General features: G+C 66.7%; 24 protein-coding genes. 17 read left to right on the top strand and 7 right to left on the bottom strand.

The annotated features are described in order from the left end of the window. Positions 1-30: 30 nt before the first annotated feature. From ASG67_RS15635 to pyrE, 3 genes are read right to left on the bottom strand one after another with little or no spacing between them, the layout of a single operon-like run. On the bottom strand, positions 31-762 hold the full coding sequence (locus ASG67_RS15635) for a pyridoxine 5'-phosphate synthase (RefSeq protein ID WP_056532057.1): 732 nt from the start codon (positions 760-762) through the stop codon (positions 31-33). Continuing rightward, positions 759-1,832, bottom strand: a complete 1,074-nt coding sequence (locus tag ASG67_RS15640) for a serine hydrolase domain-containing protein (RefSeq protein WP_056532059.1) — start codon at positions 1,830-1,832, stop codon at positions 759-761. Before ASG67_RS15640 ends, ASG67_RS15635 begins: the two co-directional genes overlap by 4 nt. Further along, a complete protein-coding gene (pyrE, locus tag ASG67_RS15645) occupies positions 1,829-2,413 on the bottom strand; it encodes an orotate phosphoribosyltransferase (RefSeq protein ID WP_056532422.1) in 585 nt (194 codons plus the stop codon). Before pyrE ends, ASG67_RS15640 begins: the two co-directional genes overlap by 4 nt. 214 nt (positions 2,414-2,627) lie before the next feature. Here pyrE and coxB point away from each other — a divergent pair, with 214 nt between their 5' ends. The 12 genes from coxB (at position 2,628) to ASG67_RS15700 (ending at position 13,150) form a co-directional block, all read left to right on the top strand. Further along, complete coding sequence (gene coxB, locus ASG67_RS15650) at positions 2,628-3,782, top strand: cytochrome c oxidase subunit II (protein ID WP_056532061.1); 1,155 nt, start codon at positions 2,628-2,630, stop codon at positions 3,780-3,782. A gap of 1 nt (position 3,783) precedes the next feature. Next, on the top strand, positions 3,784-5,454 hold the full coding sequence (gene ctaD, locus ASG67_RS15655) for a cytochrome c oxidase subunit I (protein WP_056532063.1): 1,671 nt from the start codon (positions 3,784-3,786) through the stop codon (positions 5,452-5,454). A 219-nt stretch (positions 5,455-5,673) separates the two neighbouring features. Continuing rightward, a complete protein-coding gene (locus ASG67_RS15660; RefSeq protein ID WP_056532065.1) occupies positions 5,674-6,567 on the top strand; it encodes a type 1 glutamine amidotransferase in 894 nt (297 codons plus the stop codon). A 67-nt stretch (positions 6,568-6,634) separates the two neighbouring features. Next, positions 6,635-7,540, top strand: coding sequence for a heme o synthase (locus tag ASG67_RS15665; protein WP_056532067.1), 906 nt, complete (start codon positions 6,635-6,637; stop codon positions 7,538-7,540). Continuing rightward, the gene (locus ASG67_RS19270) at positions 7,537-7,674 is read left to right on the top strand and encodes a hypothetical protein (protein WP_200940815.1); all 138 of its coding nucleotides are present in this window, start codon (positions 7,537-7,539) and stop codon (positions 7,672-7,674) included. The genes ASG67_RS15665 and ASG67_RS19270 overlap by 4 nt, the downstream gene beginning before the upstream one ends. Next, positions 7,671-8,219 carry a cytochrome c oxidase assembly protein gene (locus ASG67_RS15670; protein WP_056532068.1) on the top strand — a complete coding sequence of 183 codons (549 nt, stop codon included), beginning with the start codon at positions 7,671-7,673 and terminating at the stop codon, positions 8,217-8,219. The genes ASG67_RS19270 and ASG67_RS15670 overlap by 4 nt, the downstream gene beginning before the upstream one ends. Positions 8,220-8,251: 32 nt before the next feature. Beyond that, a complete protein-coding gene (locus tag ASG67_RS15675) occupies positions 8,252-9,163 on the top strand; it encodes a cytochrome c oxidase subunit 3 (protein WP_056532070.1) in 912 nt (303 codons plus the stop codon). A gap of 74 nt (positions 9,164-9,237) precedes the next feature. After that, complete coding sequence (locus tag ASG67_RS15680; RefSeq protein ID WP_056532424.1) at positions 9,238-9,588, top strand: DUF983 domain-containing protein; 351 nt, start codon at positions 9,238-9,240, stop codon at positions 9,586-9,588. After that, on the top strand, positions 9,585-10,172 hold the full coding sequence (locus ASG67_RS15685) for an SURF1 family cytochrome oxidase biogenesis protein (protein WP_056532072.1): 588 nt from the start codon (positions 9,585-9,587) through the stop codon (positions 10,170-10,172). Before ASG67_RS15680 ends, ASG67_RS15685 begins: the two co-directional genes overlap by 4 nt. A 69-nt stretch (positions 10,173-10,241) precedes the next feature. Then, the gene (thrC, locus tag ASG67_RS15690) at positions 10,242-11,642 is read left to right on the top strand and encodes a threonine synthase (protein WP_056532073.1); all 1,401 of its coding nucleotides are present in this window, start codon (positions 10,242-10,244) and stop codon (positions 11,640-11,642) included. A 5-nt stretch (positions 11,643-11,647) separates the two neighbouring features. Then, on the top strand, positions 11,648-12,517 hold the full coding sequence (locus ASG67_RS15695) for a class I SAM-dependent methyltransferase (protein WP_056532427.1): 870 nt from the start codon (positions 11,648-11,650) through the stop codon (positions 12,515-12,517). A 27-nt stretch (positions 12,518-12,544) separates the two neighbouring features. Continuing rightward, positions 12,545-13,150: a pseudouridine synthase gene (locus tag ASG67_RS15700; RefSeq protein WP_056532075.1), complete on the top strand. Its 606-nt coding sequence runs from the start codon at positions 12,545-12,547 to the stop codon at positions 13,148-13,150. Here ASG67_RS15700 and ASG67_RS15705 read toward each other — a convergent pair. The 3 genes from ASG67_RS15705 to ASG67_RS15715 are packed head-to-tail and all read right to left on the bottom strand — an operon-like array spanning position 13,083 to position 14,760. Then, entirely contained in the window at positions 13,083-13,730 is a 648-nt protein-coding gene (locus ASG67_RS15705; protein WP_056532077.1) for a heme exporter protein CcmB, read from the bottom strand. The two genes, ASG67_RS15700 and ASG67_RS15705, sit on opposite strands and share 68 nt — an antisense overlap. Continuing rightward, a complete protein-coding gene (gene ccmA, locus ASG67_RS15710) occupies positions 13,727-14,332 on the bottom strand; it encodes a heme ABC exporter ATP-binding protein CcmA (protein ID WP_056532079.1) in 606 nt (201 codons plus the stop codon). Before ccmA ends, ASG67_RS15705 begins: the two co-directional genes overlap by 4 nt. Then, positions 14,329-14,760 (bottom strand): metallopeptidase family protein, encoded by a 432-nt coding sequence (locus tag ASG67_RS15715; protein WP_235535250.1) that lies wholly within the window; start codon positions 14,758-14,760, stop codon positions 14,329-14,331. The genes ccmA and ASG67_RS15715 overlap by 4 nt, the downstream gene beginning before the upstream one ends. 50 nt (positions 14,761-14,810) lie before the next feature. On the opposite strand from ASG67_RS15715, the gene ASG67_RS15720 reads away from it, so the two are divergent. Next, entirely contained in the window at positions 14,811-15,107 is a 297-nt protein-coding gene (locus ASG67_RS15720) for a 4a-hydroxytetrahydrobiopterin dehydratase (protein ID WP_056532083.1), read from the top strand. A gap of 4 nt (positions 15,108-15,111) precedes the next feature. On the opposite strand, the gene ASG67_RS15725 is transcribed toward ASG67_RS15720, so the two are convergent. Continuing rightward, positions 15,112-15,387: a hypothetical protein gene (locus tag ASG67_RS15725; RefSeq protein WP_056532086.1), complete on the bottom strand. Its 276-nt coding sequence runs from the start codon at positions 15,385-15,387 to the stop codon at positions 15,112-15,114. A 156-nt stretch (positions 15,388-15,543) separates the two neighbouring features. On the opposite strand from ASG67_RS15725, the gene ASG67_RS15730 reads away from it, so the two are divergent. From ASG67_RS15730 to ASG67_RS15745, 4 genes are read left to right on the top strand one after another with little or no spacing between them, the layout of a single operon-like run. Further along, positions 15,544-16,080: a 2Fe-2S iron-sulfur cluster-binding protein gene (locus tag ASG67_RS15730; RefSeq protein ID WP_082543583.1), complete on the top strand. Its 537-nt coding sequence runs from the start codon at positions 15,544-15,546 to the stop codon at positions 16,078-16,080. Then, positions 16,077-17,060 carry an FAD binding domain-containing protein gene (locus ASG67_RS15735; protein ID WP_056532090.1) on the top strand — a complete coding sequence of 328 codons (984 nt, stop codon included), beginning with the start codon at positions 16,077-16,079 and terminating at the stop codon, positions 17,058-17,060. Before ASG67_RS15730 ends, ASG67_RS15735 begins: the two co-directional genes overlap by 4 nt. Before the next feature lie 3 nt (positions 17,061-17,063). After that, entirely contained in the window at positions 17,064-19,301 is a 2,238-nt protein-coding gene (locus ASG67_RS15740) for a xanthine dehydrogenase family protein molybdopterin-binding subunit (RefSeq protein WP_056532092.1), read from the top strand. Positions 19,302-19,341: 40 nt separating this feature from the next. Then, entirely contained in the window at positions 19,342-21,555 is a 2,214-nt protein-coding gene (locus ASG67_RS15745; RefSeq protein ID WP_056532094.1) for a xanthine dehydrogenase family protein molybdopterin-binding subunit, read from the top strand. Positions 21,556-21,590: the final 35 nt, after the last annotated feature.

Consider the following 21,590-nt stretch of genomic DNA (forward strand, 5'->3'; position numbering starts at 1 on the left):
TTGAGGATCGGGGCCAGGAAGGACCACCCATCAACCACGCGCCGCATCCATTTCCGCCCGCATCCGGCGTACGCTGTCGCCCAGCCCCAGGAACAGCGCCTCGCCGATCAGGAAATGGCCGATGTTCAGTTCGCGCACCTGCGGAATGGCCGCGATCGGCCCGACATTGTCGTATGTCAGGCCGTGTCCGGCATGAACCTCGATCCCGTTCTTCACCGCCAGCGCCGCCGCATCGGACAGGCGACGCAGCTCGTCGGTCCGGGCCTCCTCGTCCAGTTCGGCATAACGACCGGTGTGAAGCTCGACTACCGGCGCGCCCAACCGGATCGCCGCCTCGATCTGGCGCGCGTCGGGTTCGATGAACAGCGACACCCGAATGTTCGCCGCCGCCAGTTCGCTTACCAGCGGCGCCAGCCGGTTATGCTGCCCGGCGGCGTCGATGCCGCCCTCCGTCGTCCGCTCCTCGCGCTTCTCCGGCACGATGCACGCGGCGTGCGGCCGGTGGCGCAGCGCGATCGCCAGCATCTCGTCCGTCGCCGCCATTTCCAGATTCAGTGGAATCGTCAGCTCGGCCGCCAGCCGGGCGATATCGTCGTCGGTGATGTGCCGGCGATCCTCGCGCAGATGCGCGGTGATGCCGTCCGCCCCCGCCTCCGCCGCCATCAGCGCGGCACGCACCGGATCGGGATAACCCGCCCCCCGCGCGTTGCGGACGGTGGCGACATGATCGATGTTCACGCCGAGACGAAGGGGATGGTTCATGCGCAGGCCGCCGAAGAAAGGATCGCGTAGCTCGGCCCCTTGCCCTGCCAGATCTCGCCGAAATCGAAATCGCCGCGATTGGTCAGCAGGACGATCGTCATCCCCCGGTCGGGCAGGATGACATTGCGGACCTGAAACCGCCCGATCGCGCCTCGCCGCTCGACGATGCGGACGGGTGCCGCACAGCCCTTCAACTGCGCGTTGAACGTCCATTGACCCAGCGCCATATAACCGAGCGTGGGATCGCCCTTCCACATGGTCGTCAGCGCGGATTGGGTCAGCAACGTTCCCGACAGCAGAGCGCGATCGAACGCCGCCATATCACCGGAAGTGCCGACGAGCCCGCCGGCCGCGCCATAACGAACCAGCATCGCCCGCTCCGCCGCATCCGGCCCGCCGGTCCATGCTTCATCGACCGTCACTGGCGCCGCTGTCGCGAAATGGGCGGTCAGGCCAAGCGGTGCGGCGATCCGCTGCGCGAACAAGGCCGGCAATGCGGTCCGCGTCGTCCGCTCCAGGATCGCGCCCAGCACGATGTAGTCGCAATTATTATACCGCCACTGCCCCCCGGCCGCCCCGCGCCGCTTCAGGCACCAGCCCAACCCGGTTTCGCCCGACGTATAGAAGCCCGGCTCCCCTTTCGCGTCCTTCGCGCTGTCATCGGGATTACGAAGCCCGGCGCGATGCTGGAGCAGTTGGCGCAGCGTCGGCGCCGACGGATCCAGCGCGGGCAGGTAACGGCCGGCGGGCACATCCAGCGACAGACGGCCCTTGTCGACCTCCTGCATCACCATGGTCGCCACGACCTGCTTGGTCACCGATGCCCATGGCCACACCGATTCGGCCGCGAAGCCACCGGGCTCGCCGACCACCGCCACACCGACGCTGCCGCCGGTGATCCGGCGCGGTCCCTGATAGACCGTATAGACGCCGGCAAAGCCAGACGCCGGCACAGCCGCGTCGATCCGCGCCTTCGCCGCCGCGTCCGCCCGTGCCACATCGCCCGCCGCAGCAGTCTGGGCCGTGGCTGGTGCGGCGAACAGCATCAGGGCGGTCAGCAGGCGCTTCATGCGGCGGCCCGGCTGCCCGGTTTGCTCGCGGGGATAGCGGCTAGCTCGGGCGGCAGCGCGTCGGCGGCGTAGCTCGGCACATCGAGGCGGATCAGCGGAAAGAATGGCACGCCCAGATCGGCCGCGCCGTTCGAACGATCGACCAGCGATGCCGCGGCCACCGTCTCGCCGCCGGCGCGCGCGATCGCCGCGATCGCCTCGCGGGAAGAAAGCCCGGTCGTCACCACATCCTCCATCATCAACACCCGCTGACCGGGGTGCAGGCGGAAGCCGCGACGAAGCTCGAAGTTTCCCTCGGGCCGTTCGAGGAACATCGCCTCGACGCCCAGTGCGCGCGCCATTTCGTGTCCCGCGATCACGCCGCCCATCGCCGGCGCCACGACGGCAGTGATGCCGGCGCGGATGTCAGCGGGCAGGCGCGCGGCCAGCGCCTCGCACAAGCGGGCGCCCCGGCGCGGGTCCATCAACACCCGCGCGCACTGCAGATACCGCGACGAACGCAGGCCGGACGACAGAATGAAATGCCCCTCCAGCAGGGCTTCTGCCGCGCGGAATTCGGCCAGCACATCGTCGTCGGTCATGGTCGCTCCCATAGGGCCAGTATCGGCCGTGCGGATAGGGCCGCGAGCGTCGCCAAGCAACGCAAAGCAACGTCTGCGCCGATTTCCGTCACGAACGCTTGAGGCGGCGGCACCCCCGCCCTATAGGTCGTCGCCAAACAGGCATGGGTCGACCCATTCTGTCTGCCCGGTCGTGCCACGGGCTATCATTCGAGCAACGGGGTAACGAAGAGAGATGTCGATCAAGGGGTTTAAACGAATCGCGATTGCCGCCGGACTCGCCATGGCGGGTCTGGGCAGCATCGCCGGCCATGCCGCGGCACCGGTGCCGCAGGCTGCCGCCGCCCCCGCGGGCGTCTCCAACGTCGCGCCGACCACCGCCGCTGCCACGCCGCCCGCCGCTCCCGCCAGCCCGATGCTGGCGCGCGACGGCGCGCCGGGTGCCGAGATCAAGGCAGGCATCGGTCAGCCGGTGAACGGCGTGTACGGTCTGCAGCCGCAGGTGACACGCAACGGCGAATTTGCGCACTGGATGCACAACATCGTGCTGGTGCCGACGATCACGGCGATCTCGCTGTTCGTGCTGGCGCTGCTCGGCTGGGTCGTCTTCCGCTACCGTGCCGCCGCCAACCCGGTGCCGTCGAAGACCAGCCACAACACCACGATCGAGGTGCTGTGGACGCTGCTCCCGGTGCTCGCGCTGGTGCTGATCGCGGTCCCGTCGATCGGGCTGTTGCAGGCGCAGTTCAAGCCCGCTCCCGCTGGCGCCGTGACGCTGAAGGCGATCGGCAACCAGTGGTACTGGACCTATCAATATCCCGATCATGGCGGGTTCGAAATTACCGCCAATCTGCTGAAGGAAAAGGGTGAGGCCGCCCCCGGCGAGCGCACCCGCACCGATGCCGATGGCCCCCGACTGCTGGCGGCCGACAACCGCATCGTGCTGCCGGTGGGTGTGCCGATCCGGCTCATCACCACGTCGAATGACGTGATCCACAGCTGGGCGGTGCCTGCCTTCTGGATCAAGCTGGATGCGATCCCGGGTCGGCTGAACGAGACCAGCTTCACCATCGACAAGCCTGGCGTCTATTTCGGCCAGTGTTCGGAGCTGTGCGGCGCGCGTCACGCTTACATGCCGATCGCGGTCGAGGCGGTAACGCCCGCCCAGTTCGCGGCATGGATCGCGGCCAAGGGCGGCACGATGCCGGCGCGCGGTCAGGCATCGAACAAGGTCATTCCGCAGCCGGGTGCCGACGGATCGGCGGCCGAGGCGACGACCGCCAACGCCACCGATGCCGTAACCGGCCCGACCGAAAACGTCACCACCGCCGCGCCGACCGTGCCGCAGGGTGCCACCAACAACCCCGCCACGGGCAACGCTGGACAGTAAGATGACCGACACCGCTCTCCACCCGTCCGCGTTCCAGGCGCACGACCACGGCCGTGAGGCGCATCATCACGATGCCGATCACAAGCCGGGCTTCTTCGCGCGCTGGTTCATGTCCACCAATCACAAGGACATCGGCACCCTCTATCTGATCTTCGCGATCGTCGCGGGTATCATCGGCGGCTCGATCTCGGGCTTGATGCGCGCCGAACTGGCACATCCCGGTATCCAGTATCTGGGCACCTGGGCATCGATGTTGCACGGCGGGCCACAGAGCCTCGACCAGTCGCTGCATCTGTGGAACGTGCTCATCACCGCGCACGGTCTCATCATGGTGTTCTTCATGGTGATGCCGGCGATGGTCGGCGGGTTCGGCAACTGGTTCGTGCCCATCATGATCGGCGCGCCCGACATGGCGTTCCCGCGCATGAACAACGTGTCGTTCTGGCTGCTGATCCCCGCCTTTACGCTGCTCCTTGCCTCACCGTTCTTCGGCGGCGCGGGCAATGGCTGGACGCTGTACGCTCCGCTTTCGACCTATGGTGAGCCGGGGCCGTCGACCGACATGGCGATCCTGTCGCTGCATCTGGCCGGTGCCTCGTCGATCCTGGGGGCGATCAACTTCATCACCACGATCTTCAACATGCGCGCGCCGGGGATGACCCTGCACAAGATGCCGCTTTTCGTTTGGTCGATGCTCGTAACCGCATTCCTGCTCCTGCTGGCGCTCCCGGTGCTGGCGGCGGCGATCACGATGCTGCTGACCGACCGCAATTTCGGCACGACCTTCTTCGATCCGGCCGGTGGCGGCGATCCGGTGCTGTACCAGCATCTGTTCTGGTTCTTCGGTCACCCCGAAGTGTACATCATGATCTTGCCGGGCTTCGGCATCGTCAGCCAGATCATCGCGACCTTCAGCCGCAAGCCGGTTTTCGGCTATCTCGGCATGGCCTATGCCATGGTCGCGATCGGCGTGGTCGGCTTCGTCGTGTGGGCGCACCACATGTTCACGACCGGCCTGTCGGTGAACACCAAGATGTACTTCACTGCCGCGACGATGGTGATCGCGGTGCCGACCGGCATCAAGATCTTCTCGTGGATCGCTACGATGTGGGGCGGATCGATGCGTTTCCCGACGCCGATGGTCTGGGCGATCGGCTTCATCTTCATGTTCACCGTCGGCGGCGTCACCGGCGTCGTCCTCGCCAATGGCGGCATCGACGACTACATGCAGGACACGTATTACGTCGTCGCCCACTTCCACTACGTCCTGTCGCTGGGCGCGGTGTTCTCGCTGTTCGCGGGCTTCTACTACTGGTTCCCGAAGATGTCGGGGAAGATGTACAACGAGGTCCTCGGCCAGCTGCACTTCTGGGTATTCTTCATCGGCGTGAACGTCATGTTCTTCCCGATGCATTTCCTGGGCCTGCAGGGCATGCCGCGTCGCTATCCGGATTATCCGGACGCCTACGCCCATTGGAATACGGTGGCGACGGTCGGCTACATGATCATGGCCGCGGGCATGGCGATCTTCTTCGTCAACCTGATCTGGTCGCTGATCGCCGGTAAGAAGGCCGCCGACAATCCCTGGGGCGAGGGTGCCACGACGCTGGAATGGACGATCTCCAGCCCGCCGCCGTACCACCAGTTCGAAACCCTGCCGCGGATTGACTGATGGTGCGAAGTGCGTAGCCTAGGGCTACGCACCGGTGCGGCAAACGCACGCACCATCATGGCCGACGTGGCAAAGCCGCGATCGACGACACGGGATTCACTCCCGTGTCCGGCCACGAGAACCGAAGCGCCCCGGCTAAAAACCGGGGTGTTTTCGTTTCCTCATCAACATTTCACACCCACCGATGCACCATCGGCACCGCCGGCACGTTTACCGCCCATGCCAACATCCCCACCCCTCCGCGTGCTCGTCGCCGAAAGCGAAACTCCTGAGGAACGCAAGGAGCGCCGCGCCAGTGCCGGCCGCAGCGCCGGCGAAAGCTATGCCGCCACGCTCGCGCAACTGATGCCCGGCAGCACGATCGACCGTGTCACCCCATCAGACGCCGATCACACACCCATGCGACCAGACACGCTCGCGGCCTATGACGCGGTATTCCTGTCAGGATCACCGCTCCACGTCTGGGAAGACCAACCCGAAACCCGCCGGCAGCTCGATTTCATGCGTGCCGTCTATACCAGCGGCACCCCCGCCTTCGGCTCCTGCGCCGGCTTGCAGGTCGCGGTCGCGGCGGCGGGGGGCACAGTGCGCAAAATGCCGCACCGACAGGAAGCCGGCCTCGCCCGACGCCTGACCGCCACCGCCGCCGGGCGCGATCACCCGATGCTGGCCGCCCGCCCGGCGGTATGGGACGCCCCCGCGATCCACGGCGACGAGGTCGAAACCCTGCCTGAAGGCGCCACGCTGCTGGCCGGCAATGCCGCCGTCCGCGTGCAGGCGGTCGAGATTCGTCACGGCGACCACGGCATATTCTGGGGCGTGCAATATCACCCCGAACTGGCCCCCGGCGAGATCGGTGCGGCGCTGCGTCGGCAGGCGGATGGTCTGGTCGAGGCGGGACTGGCGCGCGATGGCGATGATGTCGAGGCACAGGCCGCGCTATTCGACGCCCTGCACGATGCGCCCGACGACCACGCGCTCTGGTGGCGTCTCGGCATCGACGCTCAGGTGGCCGAGGAACCACGGCGCCGGACCGAGTTGATCGCATTCATCGAGCATCTGGTGCTGCCGACCTGGGAACGTCGGCGTGGCCCCGCCGCGATCGCCGCCTAAGCTGTCGACCGTACCGCAAGTTCGACTGTCCATGGCCCGCGTGGCGGCGTATAGGCCGGTTCCTGATATGACCATTGCCGCCCCCCTGCTACCGCCGGCCGACTGGCGCGACTTCCTGGCGCTGACCAAACCGCGCGTGATGACGTTGGTCGTCTTCACCGGCTTGTGTGGAATGCTTGCCGCGCCCGGAACGGTCCATCCCGTAATCGGCTTCACCGCCATCCTGTGCATCGCGCTCGGTGCCGGTGCCGCGGGCGCGCTCAACCAGTGGTACGAGGCAGATATCGACGCGGTGATGCGCCGAACGCAGAAACGGCCGCTGCCGGCGGGCCGTATGGACCGCCAGGCCGCGCTGCATTTCGGTGTCGGCCTGTCCGCCTTCTCCGTCCTGCTGATGGGACTTGCGGTGAACATCGCCGCCGCCGCGATCCTGCTCGTATCGATCCTGTTCTACGTCCTCGTCTACACCGTCTGGCTGAAGCGGCGGACGCCGCAAAACATCGTCATCGGCGGCGCGGCGGGGGCGTTTCCGCCGTTGATCGGTTGGGCGGCGGCAACGGGACAGGTCGCGCTGCTCCCCTTCCTGCTGTTCATGCTCGTGTTCCTGTGGACGCCACCGCATTTCTGGGCGCTCGCCCTGTTCGTGAAGATCGATTACGCCAATGCCGGCGTGCCGATGCTGCCCGTCGTCGCGGGTGAGCGGGTCACGCGGACCCAGATCGGGCTGTACACTATACCGATGGCGCTCGCCGCCGTCCTGCCCTGGCCGCTGGGCCTGACCGGCGCGATCTATGGCGGCGTGGCGACGGTGACGACCGCGATCTTCGGGGCGCTTGCCTTCCGCGTGGCGACGCGGACCACCGCCGCGGATGGCGATTCGATGAAGCCGGAGAAGGCCTTGTTCAAATATTCGATCCTGTATCTGTTCGTCATCTTCGGCGCGCTGGTCGTCGACCGCTGGGTGCTCGCATGACGCCCGACGAACTTGAGCTGATCCGCAAGCGCCAGCGCGGCCGTGCCCGGGTGATGGCGATCCTGCTCGGCAGCCTCGTCCTGCTGATCTTCGCGATCTCCATCGCCAAGATCCAATTGGGCATGCACGGATGACGGCACGCCGGATCGATCGGCGCGGCCGCACGGCGATGCTGGCGGTGATCGGCATCTGCTTCATGACCGGGCTCGCCTGGGCCAGCGTGCCGCTATACCGCCTGTTCTGTCAGGTCACGGGTCTGAACGGCACCACGCAGCGCGGGCTTGCCGCCCCCGGCGCGACCGATCGGCAGGTGCGGATCGATTTCGACGCGAATGTCAGCCCGAAGCTGCCATGGAAGTTCAGCCCCGAAACGCCATCCGACACCGTCGCGGTTGGTGCCCGTGACATGGCGTTCTTCTCCGCCACCAACACCTCGAACAAGCCGATCACCGGCACCGCGACGTTCAACGTCACGCCGGCGCAGGCGGGCAAGTATTTCACCAAGATCCAGTGCTTCTGCTTCACGCAACAGACGTTGCAGCCGGGCGAAAAGGTGCGGATGCCGGTCGTCTTCTACGTCGATCCCAAGATCCTGGCAGACCCGGATGCGGCCGACGTGGAGACGATCACGCTGTCCTATACGTTTTACCCGGTGGATTCCGGCAAGACGGCAGGCTAGGATCAGAAAAATATACGGACAGGGATGCGACGATGGCCGGCGCCAAAAACCATGATTATCATATTCTGCCACCCAGCCCGTGGCCGCTGGTCGGATCGATGTCCGCCTTCGTCATGGCGGTCGGCGGCATCATGTTCATGCATGATTACGGTGGCGGTGGCTGGGTCTTCCTCAGCGGGCTGACCGCCGTCCTGTTCACCATGTATTCGTGGTGGGCGGATGTCGTGCGTGAGGCGCATCACGGCGATCACACCCCCGTCGTGCAGCTTCATTTCCGTTACGGCATGATCCTGTTCATCGCATCCGAAGTGATGTTCTTCGTCGGCTGGTTCTGGGCGTTCTTCGACTTCTCGCTGTTCCCCACCGCGATGCAGATCGTCGATGGCCAGGTTGAACGCGCCGCCGAGGGTGCGGCCGCGATCGCGGCCAGTTGGCCGCCCAAGGGTCTGGAGGTCATCAACGCCTTCGAACTGCCGCTGCTCAACACGCTGATCCTGCTGACGTCGGGCACGACCGTGACCTGGGCGCACCATGCGCTGATCCACAATCAGCGCGGCGGTGAGAAGACCGGTGCGTGGGGCCTGCTCGGCGTCGGCAACCGCGACAGCGTGCTGAAGGGCCTTTGGCTGACGGTGGTGCTGGGCGCGGTATTCAGCGCGATCCAGGCATATGAGTATGCCCATGCGCCGTTCCCGTTCAAGGGCATCAACTATGGCGCCGCGTTCTTCATGGCGACCGGCTTCCATGGCTTCCACGTCCTGATCGGCACGATCTTCCTCGCCGTCTGCCTGATCCGCGCCTACAAGGGCGACTTCACGCCGCGCCAGCATTTCGGGTTCGAAGCGGCGGCGTGGTACTGGCACTTCGTCGACGTCGTGTGGCTGTTCCTGTTCGTGACCGTCTATGTCTGGGGCGGCTGGGGCGCACCGGTCCATGCGGGTTGAGCGGCAACGCTGACGACGATGGCGGCCGGTCGATCCCGGCCGCCGCCCTACCCACCGGATCGGGCGAACCGACGATGGCTCAGGTCGCCCTGCGCGGCCTATGTCCGCGGTGTGGCAAGCCGACCTTGTTCGCCAGCTGGATCGGTTTCGCCGATCGCTGTCGCGTGTGCGCGCTCGACTTCACGATCTTCAATGTCGGCGACGGGCCGGCGGCGTTCCTCACCCTCATCCTCGGCGCCATTGTCGTCGGGCTTGCGGTCTGGCTGGAACTGGCGATCGGACCGCCCTGGTGGGTGCATGTCCTGATCTGGATACCCTTAACCGCCGGCGGCGTGATCGGCGCGCTGCGAATTGCCAAGGGCGCGTTGATGGCCGCCGAATACCATAATGCGGCCCGCGAAGGCCGGATCGCGAGCGACCAATGACGAGGTTCCGGCCGATCCCGACGCTGCTGGTCACGCTCGCGGTGGTGATCATGATCGCACTCGGCCTGTGGCAACTGCTCGATCGGCTGCCGCGAAAGGAAGCGTTTCTCGCGCAGCTGCAAAGCAACCCCGCGAAATCGCCGGTCCCCTTTCCGCGTGTCCCCGACGACCGGCTGCTGTTCCGCCCGTCCTTGGGGCAATGCGTGCCACCGGTCACGGTGCGGCTGGCCGGCGCCGGCAAGGCGGGGTTCCGAGCCATCGCCGATTGCAGCAACGGCATGACGGTCCAGCTGGGCACGACCCGCGATCCCAAGGCGGCGGTGACCTGGGCCGGCGGGCTGGTGACGGGCTATATCGGCCACGCGCCCGATGGCCGCTCGCTAATCGGTGCCGCGCTCAGCCCGCAGCCGACGCAACTGATGCTGGTTGCGACACCGCCGCTCGCCGGTCTTGAACCCAACGCCCCACCCGATATCGCGTCGGTGCCCAACAACCACCTCGCCTATGCCGGCCAGTGGTTCTTCTTCGCCGCGATCGCCGGGATCATCTATGTGCTGGCGGCTAGGCGGCGGAGCGATGGGTAGCGTGGCTTTGGGCCGCCGCACGGCGCAGCGGGTTGTGTCGGGGCCGCCCCGCCGCTAGCGAACCTGCCCATGCGTTATTTCAGCACGCGCGGGACCGCGCCCGTTCTCGATTTCCGTGGAGCGACGCTCGCCGGGCTGGCCGCTGACTGCGGGCTCTACGTGCCGGAGACATGGCCGACGATGTCGCCTGAGGCGATCGCCGAACTGGCCGGCCTGTCCTATGCCGAAACCGCGATCCGCATCATGGCGCCGTTCATCGGTGATGCGCTGACCGAAGACGAACTGCGCGACCTTTGCGAAACCGCCTATGGCCGCTTCAGCCACGCCGCCGTCACGCCACTCGTCCAGCTGGATCACGACCAGTGGCTGCTGGAACTGTTCCACGGCCCGACGCTCGCGTTCAAGGATGTGGCGTTGCAGTTGCTGGGCCTGTTCTTCGAACGCTTCCTGACCGGCACCGACAAACGCCTCACGATCATCGGCGCGACCAGTGGCGATACGGGGTCGGCGGCGATCGATGCGGTGGCGGGGCGAGAGGGCGTCGACATCTTCATGCTCCACCCGGTCGGCCGCGTGTCCGACGTGCAGCGCCGCCAGATGACGACGGTGCTGTCGCCCAACGTCCACAACATCGCGATCGAGGGCGATTTCGACACCGCGCAGGCGCTGGTGAAGACGATGTTCGCGACGCCGGCGCTGGCCGACACCTATGCGCTGTCGGCGGTCAATTCGATCAACTGGGCGCGGCTGATGGCGCAGGTGGTTTATTATTTCTACGCCGCCGTCCGCCTCGGCGGGCCGGCGCGGCCGGTGGCGTTCGCGGTGCCGACAGGCAATTTCGGCGACGTCTTCGCCGGCTATGTCGCTGCCCGGATGGGACTGCCGATCGCCAGGCTGGTGGTCGCCACCAACGTCAACGACATTCTCCACCGCGCGCTGACCGTTGGCGATTATTCCAAGGGCACCGTCGAACAGACCGCGACGCCGTCGATGGATATCCAGGTCTCGTCCAATTTCGAACGGCTGCTGTTCGATCTCGGCGGGCGCGACGGTCATGCGTTGGCCGCCCAGATGAAGGGCTTCGAAGCGACCGGGGCGATGCGCCTCACCAACGCGCAGAGTCAGGGCGCGGCCGGCCTGTTCGGCAGCGAACGGGTCGATCCCGACGACATGGCGATGGCGATGCGCTGGGCCTGCGAGAACGCCGGGCAGGTCATCGACCCCCACACGGCGATCGGCTTGGCCGCCGCGCGCCGGCAACAGTTGGCCCCGGGCATACCGATCGTCACGCTGGCCACCGCCCACCCCGCCAAGTTCCGCGACGCCGTGGAACGGGCTACAGGGGCCCGGCCGGTGCTGCCCGCCCGCGTTGGCGACCTGTTCGAGCGCGAGGAACGCTACGTCACCATGCCCGCGACATTGGCGGCGGTGGGCGATTACGTCGCCGCCCACGCCCACCCCTCGCGGTGAACGACATGACGCCGGGTACGCTGATCGGCGAGCCATGGGCCGATTACGGCCTGATCGATTCGGGCCACGGCCGGAAACTCGAACGCTATGGCCGCTACCGCTTCATCCGCCCCGAACCACAGGCGATGTGGGCGCCCGCCGGCGACGACTGGCAGGCGGCGGCCGAATTCGTGCCGGGATCGGACGAGGATGGCGGCGGCCAGTGGCGTTATAACGATCAGGTTCCCCGCGACGGCTGGCGGCTGAAATGGGACGCGGTGTCGTTCAATTCGCAATGTACGCCGTTCCGCCATCTGGCGTTCTTCCCGGACATGGCGCCGGTCTGGGGCTGGATGCGCGAACGCGTGGCCGGGATGGACGCGCCGGAATGTATGAACCTGTTCGGCTATACCGGTGTCGGCACGCTGGCGCTGGCCGCAAGGGGCGCGCGGATGGTGCATGTCGATGCGTCGAAGAAATCGGTTGAGGCGGCCAAGGGCAATGCCGCCCTGTCCGGCATGGCCGACGCACCGATCCGCTGGCTGATCGACGACGCCGCCAAATTCGTCGCGCGCGAGGTTCGGCGCGGTCGGCGCTATGACGGCATCCTGCTCGATCCGCCCAAATATGGGCGCGGGCCAGAGGGCGAGATATGGCGGCTGGAGGAGGATCTCCCCGCGCTGGTGGCGAATTGCCGGCAGTTACTCGACGAAAATTCGCGCTTCCTGTTCCTGACCGTCTATGCCGTCCGCATGTCGGCGCTGGCGATCGGCGAGCTGCTGCGCCAGGCGTTCGCCGACCTGCCGGGGACGGTGGAATGCGGCGAGCTGGGCGTGCGCGAGGAAGCCCGCGGGCTGGTGCTGCCCACGGCCATCTGGGCGCGGTGGAGCCGCTGACGCCCCGTTTCGACAAGGATTGAGGCTATGTCGCGGCTGATCCTCTTCAACAAACCATATGGCGTCCTGACCCAGTTCACCGATCGCGGCACCGTATCGCCGCGCTCCACCCTGTCCGATTTCATCGATCTGCCCGGTGTCTATCCGGCCGGCCGACTCGATCTCGATAGCGAGGGGTTGTTGCTGCTGACCGACGACGGCCGGATGCAGGCGCGGATCGCCGATCCGAAGTTCAAGATGCCCAAGACCTATCTGGTGCAGGTGGAGGGCGATCCGGCCGATTCGCATCTCGCGATGTTGCGGGGCGGTGTCGACCTGAAGGACGGCCGTACCCGTCCCGCTCAGGCGGAGCGCATCGACACCCCCGATCTCTGGCCGCGCGATCCGCCCGTCCGCTTCCGCAAGACGGTGCCCGATGCCTGGCTGCGGCTGACGATCGAGGAGGGTCGGAACCGGCAGGTCCGCCGGATGACCGCCGCTATCGGTCTGCCGACGCTGCGGCTGGTACGGTGGCGGATCGGCGACTGGACGCTGGGCGATCTGGCGCCGGGCATCTGGCGGGACGCTACTCCATCGCCGCGCGGATCGCCGCCCCCGCCACGAACGGCGCCCCGGCGACCAACAACAGGCTGACGGCCGCCAGCAGCTTCAGCGCACTCGCCCCGCCCGACAGCGCGCCGGCGCCAAAGATCAGCAACGGCACCGCCAGCGGCAACATCACCAGCCCCGCGATCGCCCCCGCGCCGCGGAGCGAAGCGGTGAGCGCCGCCGTCGCCACCGCCAGCGCGGCCAGACCGGGCGTCCCGATCGCCAGCCCCGCCTCAACCAGCAACAGCGTCTCAGCCGACAGGTCGAGCAACCCCGCCGCGATCACCGTCGCCAGCATCAACGGGGGCGCGAAGGCCAGCCAATGCGCCAGCATCCGCGCCGCGGCGACCGCCGCCAGCGACTGGCCCCGGATCGCCAGTTGATCGAACACCCCCGCCTCCAGATCGGGCGCGACCAGCCGCTCAACCGGCATCAGCGCCGCGAGCAACGCCGCCGCCCAGATCACGCCACCGCCGATTCGCGCCAGCAACGCCGCATCAGGCCCGATCGCAAAGGGGAACAGCGTCGCGACGAGCAGGAAGAACACCACCACCAGCGTCGCGCCGCCGCCGGCATAGCCACGCCGCACGTCGCGCCAGATCAGCGGCCACAGCGATCCGCTCATGCCACGCCACTCAACCCCAGCGTCCGCACCCCCGGCAACCGCAATGGCAGATGCGTGGCGACGATCGCCATGCCGCCGCGTTCCAGATGCCGTTCGACCAGCACCTCCAGCCGCGCGGTGGCGGCGGCATCCAGCCCATTGGCCGGCTCGTCGAGCAACCAGAGCAGGGCGCCACTGGCAACCACCCGTGCCAGCGCGGCACGGCGGCGCTGCCCGGTCGACAGCAACCGCACCGGCACCGACGCCAGCGCGGCCAGATCGACCTCGGCCAGCGCGGTGGCGACACGATCGGCAGGATCGGCCCGTCCGTCCAGCCGCGCCCAGAAATGCAGCGCGTCGCCCAGCGGCAACTCCCCGTCCAACGCCGCCGACTCGGCCAGCAGCGCGACGGCGGGGCGATCAGGGGCCGGCGTATAATCCATCACGCCGACCGCAGGCAGCAACAGCCCGGCGCAGACGCGGATCAGCGTCGATTTACCGACCCCATTGGGGCCGGTGACGAGCAGCGCTTCCCCAGGATGCAACGAGAACGACAGATCGGCGAACACCGTCCGGCCACCCCGCCGCGCGCCGAGACCAGTGGCGACCAGTCCGACGCTCAACCGCGCTCGCCCACTTCTTCCTCCCCCACTTCGTCCTCCAGCGCGTGCATGTCGGCGTCCGACAGGCCGAAATGATGGCCGATCTCATGGATGGTGACATGCGCGACCAGATCGTCGAGGCGAACGCCGGTTTCGACCCATTCGTCCAGGATCGCACGGCGATACAGATGGATGCGATCGGGCAGCGCCCCCGATTCGCCCGACGATTTCTCGCCCGCCGGCCGCCCGCTATAGATGCCGGTCAGGTCCAGCGGATGCTCGATGCCCAGCGCGGCGAGCGTCTCGTCGTCCGCGAACTCCTCGACCAGCAACACCACATCGCCCAGATGCCGGGCGAACTCGGGCGGCAACCGCTCGATCGTCGCGCGCGCGATCGCTTCGATCTGGGCGGCGTCGGGTGCCGTGCCGGGGAAGCCTTGCCGATCCATGCCGACCGCCATAGGCGGGGTGGCCGGGTGGCGGCAAGACGGAGGGGTGGATGATCGAGTCGCTGAGCGAAACCGAACGGGCCGACGCGCTGGATGGCCTGCCCGAATGGGATCATGACGAGGCACGCGACGCCATCGTCCGCCGCATCGTGTTCGCCGATTTCATTGAGGCGTTCGGCTTCATGACGCAGGTCGCGCTGGTCGCGGAGCGGATGAACCATCACCCCGAATGGTCGAACGTCTACAACCGGGTCGATGTGCTGCTGACCACCCACGATGCCGGCGGGCTGTCGTCACGCGATATCGAGATGGCGCAGGCGATCGACGCGATCGTCGGCGAGGATTGAGGGTTCAGCCCCGGCCCGCGACATACCCGTCATAGGCCCGGCAATCGTCGGGGTCCCGGCGGCACTGCTTTTCCCATTCGCGCCGTTCCTTACCCTCGCGCGCCTCGGCCTTGCGCATCTTGCGGCCGTAATTGCGGTCGGATTCCTCCTGGCTGGTCGTCGTCCAGTCGACCGCCTTGCCGGCGACCTGAAACGGCGCCTTCACGATCGACGCGGCGGTGCTGATGCAGCCACCGACCATCAACGGCAACGCGAGGATCAGGGGCAAAAATTGACGCATATCAAGAACTCCGACGGACCGCGCCGCCTTAGCGGGCAGCGATGAAGATTTTGTCGATGTCCCGGCAGAGTAGCTGCCCTGATAACCACTCGCAACGGGAGCCGTGACCGTCCGCCCGCGTTGGGGAGTTCATATTCAGCTCAAAGGGCTAGCGGCATGCAGTGGACGATCAACGGGCAGCGATATGAAGCGGAAGTCGACGTACGGACGTCGCTTCTCGATCTGGCACGCGAACATCTGGGCCTGACCGGCTCGAAAAAGGGCTGCGACCATGGTCAGTGCGGGGCCTGCACGATGCTGGTCAACGGTCGCCGCGTGAACAGTTGCCTGACGCTGGCGGTGATGCACGACGGCGACGAGATCACGACGATCGAGGGCCTGGGTCAGGTCGGCAACCTTCACGCGATGCAGAGCGCGTTCGTGAAGCATGACGGTTATCAGTGCGGCTATTGCACACCCGGTCAGATCTGCTCGGCGGTGGGCATGCTGGACGAGGCGAAGAAGGGCTGGGCCAGCCATGCCTCCGCCTCGCTGACCGATGCCGAGCTGACCGACGCCGAAATTTCGGAGCGGATGAGCGGCAACATCTGCCGCTGTGCCGCCTATCCTAACATCGTCGATGCTATCCGCGAGGTCGCCGGCCTCGGCGATCGCGAGCCGGTGCGGGTAGCGGCTGCGGAGGTCGGCGCATGAAGACCTTCCAATACGAACGCGCCACCAGCGCCGAAACCGCTGCGACCGATGCGGCCACCCCGGGCGCGAAGTTCATCGCGGGCGGCACCAACCTGCTCGATCTGATGAAATTGCAGATCGAAACGCCGGGCAAGCTGGTCGATATCACCCGGTTGCCCCTGGGCTATATCGAAACGCGCGATGATGGCGGGCTGACGATCGGCACGCTGGTGCCGAACAGCGATCTCGCCGCCGAACCACGCGTGATCGAGGGCTATGAAGTGCTCAGCCGCGCGTTGCTCGCGGGGGCCAGCGGCCAGTTGCGCAACAAGGCGACGACCGGCGGCAATCTGCTTCAGCGAACGCGCTGCTATTATTTCTACGACACCGCCACCCCCTGCAACAAGCGGGAACCGGGCAGCGGCTGTTCGGCGATCGGCGGCTTCAATCGCATCCTCGCCGTGCTCGGCACCAGCGACAAATGCATCGCGACGCACCCGTCCGACATGGCCGTCGCCATGCGTGCGCTGGATGCGACGATCGTGACGCAGAAGGCGGACGGCGACCGTCGCCGCATCGCCATCGCCGATTTCTATCGCCTGCCGGGTGAGACGCCGGAGATCGAGACGGCGCTGGAACCGGGCGAGCTCATCACCGCGATCGAACTGCTCAAGCCGGTCGAGGGCGCGCGGCATTTGTACCGCAAGGTCCGCGACCGCGCCTCCTATGCCTTTGCGCTGGTGTCTGTCGCCGGCGTCATTGTGATGGACGGCACCACGATCAAGTCTGCGGCACTTGCCTTCGGCGGCCTCGGCCCAATGCCGTGGCGCACCGACGCGGTCGAGGCCGCGCTGGTCGGCAAGGAAGCAACGACCGCGACATTTGAGGCGGCGGCGGATGCGCTGCTGGCGGAGGCTCGCGGCTTCGGGTCCAACGATTTCAAGATTCCGCTCATGCGGCGCACGCTGATCGCGTCGCTGCGTGAGCTGACGGGAGCATAAGCGATGTTCGGTTTCGGCGACAGCAAGACCAACAGCCTGACGATGGACAAGCCGCATCCCGTCAGCCTGCTCGATACCGGCGTGCAGGGTGTGATCTCGCACCCGCTCGACCGAGTGGACGGGCCGCTGAAGGTGTCGGGCAGCGCGACCTATTCGGCAGAATATCAGATCGACAATCTGGCGCACGGCGTGCTGGTCGGTGCCAAGATCGGCCACGGCAAGATCGTGTCGATCGATGCCGACGCGGTGAAGTGCCTGCCCGGCGTGATCGACGTCGTCACAGACTTCGACACCTTCATCAAGGTGCCGCAACAAGGTGGTGAGACGGGCGCGCCGACACAGGGCGTCAAGGACATCGATTATTTCGGCCAGATCGTCGCAATCGTGCTTGCCGACAGTTTCGAGGCGGCACGGGAGGCAGCACAGCGACTGCCCATCACCTACGAGAAATCGGCAGGCACATACGACTTCGCCGCGCACCGCGACGAGGCCGACAAGCCCGCCGACGCCATGATCCCCGCCCATTACACGCAGGGCGATGTCGATCAGGCGATGACCGATGCCGACGTCACCGTCGATCTGACATACATCACCCCCAGCCAGAATTCGGCGGCGATGGAACCGCATGCCTCGATCGCGGTGTGGGAAGACGATGCGCTGACGCTTTACAGTTCGCATCAGATGCCGACGTCCGGCGCGCAACAGCTCGCCAAGTCACTCGGCATCAGCGCCAAGAAGGTGCGGATCATCGCGCGCTATATCGGCGGCGGCTTCGGATCGAAGCTGGGTATCGCCCCGGAAAGCGTCGCCGCGGCGATCGCGGCCAAACAGCTTGGCCGCCCCGTGAAGGCGGTAATGGCGCGCAGTCAGGTCTTCGACGCGACCGTCCGCCGTTCCAACACCGAGCAGCGCGTGCGGCTGGCCGCCGGGCGCGACGGCAAGCTGACCGCGATCGGGCATGACTCGCTGACCTCTAACCTCGCCAGCGAAGAGTATTTCGAACCCGTCGGCATCGGCACCCACTTCCTGTATGCCGGTGAGAACCGCTCGATCACGCACGATATGGTGCGACTGAACCTGCTGCTGTCCGGATCGATGCGCGCGCCGGGCGAGGCGGTTGGCATGGTCGGGCTGGAATGCGCGATGGACGAACTGGCCGAAAAGCTCGGCATGGATCCGATCGCGCTGCGCAAGGTCAATGACACCCAGACCGATCCCGAAAAGCAGGTGCCGCATTCGTCGCGCCATTTGAGCCGCGCGCTGGATGACGGCGCACGCCTGTTCGGCTGGGACAAGCGCCACACGCAACCCGCGACCCAGCGTGAGGGCGAATGGCTGGTCGGCATGGGTGTCGCCTCCGCCACGCGCGCCAACATGCTGCAGCAATCCTCGGCGAAGGTGGAAATCCATCCCGACGGGTCTGCGACGGTTTCGTCGGCGATGACCGATATCGGCACCGGCAGCTATACGATCCTGGCGCAGATCGCGTCGGAAATCCTAGGTATCCCGGTCGACCGGATCACAATGAGTCTCGGTGACACCAATGATCCCCCCGCCGCCGGATCGGGTGGCTCATGGGGGGCCGGGTCAGCCGGATCGGCCGTTTATCTGGCTTGCGAAATGCTGCGCAGCAATCTCGCCAAGGCGATGGACGTGCCGGAAGATTCGCTAACGCTGAAGGATGGCATGGCGATAGGCGACAACCGCTCGCGTCCCATCGGCGATCTGGTCGGCGAAGGCATGGATGCCACCGGCGAGATCAAGCCGGGCAAGCAGGAAAAGGAAACCACGCAGGCGTCGTATGGCGCCCATTTCGCCGAAGTCGGCGTGAACGTGGTGACGGGCGAGGTTCGCGTTCGGCGGATGCTCGGCATCTTCGCCGCCGGCCGGGTGCTGAATGCAAAGACCGCGCGCTCGCAATGTCTGGGCGGCATGACCTTCGGCATCGGCACCGCGCTGACCGAGGATCTGATCCACGATACCCGCGACGGCAAGCTGGTGAACCGCGACCTCGCCGAATATCATGTGCCGGTGAACGCCGATGTGCCGCAACTGGAGGTGCATTTCATCGACGAACGCGACATCCACGCCAACCCGATCCATGCCAAGGGGATCGGCGAACTGGGTATCGCCGGCGCGGCAGCGGCAGTGGTGAACGCGATCTACAACGCCTGTGGCGTCCGCGTCCGCGACATGCCGATCACCTGCGACAAGCTGCTGGACGGGTTGCCGCCCCTGTAATGATGGTCCCCGCGCTCTTACATCCGCCAGGAACAAAAGGATGGCGCGGGTGAGTGACGTGATGATGGACAACCCCCTGCGCCCGTCCGGTCTGGCGCAGGGGCAGCAACAGGTTCTCGGCCGCCCCCTCGACCGCGTCGATGGGCCGGCCAAGGTAGCCGGCGCTGCGACCTACGCGTTCGAACACGCGCCGGACCGCGTGGCAGTGGCGGCGATCGTCGGCACCCCCGCTGGGGCCGGACGGATCGTCCGGATCGATACCGCGATCGCCAAGGCGACCGCCGGCGTGCTGGCCGTTATCACCGACGATCCCCGCATGCCATCGGGACAAGCCAATTCCCGCGCCATGCCGGCGTTCCAGACCGATACGATCTTCCATTACGGCCAGCCCGTAGCGATCGTCGTGGCAGAGACGCAGGCCATCGCCAACGAAGCGGCCCGGCTGGTTCAGGTCGAGATCGAAGCCACCCCCGGTCGTTTCGATCCACGCGCCCAACCGGTCGAGGCGAAACCCGCCATCGGCTTCCTGCCCCCGATCGAGATCGGCGATGTCGATGCCGCAATCGCGGCAGCAGCGGTCACACTCGACGCGACCTATACCACGCCGGTCCACTTCCCTGCCGCGCTCGAACCACATGCGACCACCGCCTGGTGGGACGGTGACGCGGTGACGCTGCGGATCAGCAATCAGGTGATCGGCGCCGCCCGTAACACGATCGCGCAGGCGCTGAAGATCGACAAGGACAAGGTCCGCGTGCTCGCCCCCTATGTCGGCGGCGGCTTCGGCGGCAAGACCGGCGTCGGCGCGGAGGCGATCCTGGCCGCGATCGCGGCCCAACATGTTGGCCGGCCGGTCAAGATCGCCCTCCCTCGCCGTCAGACCGCCTATATGGTCCACCACCGCTCCGACACGGTGCAGCGCATCCGCATCGCCTGCGACGCGGACGGGCACATCGCCGCGATGGCGCATGAAAGCGTCGTCGCCCAGAACGATCAGGGCCAGTTCCTGGAGCCCGTCCCCTTCGGCACGTTGCCGCTCTATGCCGGCAAGGCGCGCAAGTTCACCACCGGTCTGGTTCGCGTCGACCTGCCCGAAACCGGCGCCGTGCGTGCGCCCGGTGAAGCGGTCGGCACCTTCGCGGTCGAATGCGGGATGGACGAGATGGCGGAACAACTGGGGATGAACCCCCTCGCCTTTCGCCGGCTCAATGAACCGACCGTCGATCCGACCAGCGGCAAGCCCTTTTCCACCCGGCGGATGCTCGATTGCTATGACGAGGGCGCGCGCCGGTTCGGCTGGCCGGACGTGCTGCCCGATCCGGCATCGGTCCGCGATGGCGAATGGCTGGTCGGTATCGGCATGGCGGCGGCGCTGCGTGGCAACTTCACCGTGAAGGCCGAGGCGCGGGTCCATGTGACGGCCGACGCTCGCGCGGTGGTCGAATGCGACATGACCGATATCGGCACCGGCACCTATACCGTGCTGGCACAGGTGGCCGGCGAGATGCTCGGCCTGTCGATGGCCAGCGTCGATGCCCGGCTCGGTGACACCGATCTGCCACCTAGCGCCGGATCGGGTGGATCGTTCGGCGCGGGCAGCGCCGGTTCCGCCGTGGTGTTGGCCTGCGAGGATATCCTCGCCGAACTCGCCCGCCGTATGAACGCTTCGCCCGAGGAACTGCGCCTGAAGGACGGCTGCGTCACCGCCGGCGGGCGACAGGTGCCGCTCGCCGATCTGCTACGCGGCGAGCCGTTGACCGGCTATGGCAAGACCGGCCCCGGCAAGGAAAGCCAACGCACCAGCCAGGCCAGCCACGGCGTCCATTTCTGCGAAGTCGCGGTGAATGCCGTCACCGGCGAGGTACGCGTGCGGCGGATGCTCGGCGTGTTCGATATCGGCCGCGTCCTTAACGCCAAGACCGCGCGCAGCCAGCTGATCGGCGGCATGGCGTGGGGCATCGCCTATGCCTTGTCCGAGGATGCGGTCGTCGATACGCGCACCGGCACCTTCGTGAACCCCGATTTCGGCGAATATCACGTTGCGGTCAGCGCCGACATTCCCGCCCTGGAGGCGCATTTCGTCGAGGAGATCGACGATTCCGCCAATCCTGTAGGCGCTAAGGGCGTCGGCGAACTGGGTATCTCCGGCGCTGGCGCGGCGGTGGTGAACGCGATCTACAACGCCACCGGCATCCGCGTCCGCGCCATGCCCGTGACACTGGACAAACTGCTGGCGGACCTGCCGCCGATCTGACCATCCGCCCCGCGTCAGGGGAAGAACGAAAGAAG

This window comes from Sphingomonas sp. Leaf339, from assembly GCF_001426195.1.
Classification (GTDB): Bacteria; Pseudomonadota; Alphaproteobacteria; order Sphingomonadales; family Sphingomonadaceae; genus Sphingomonas.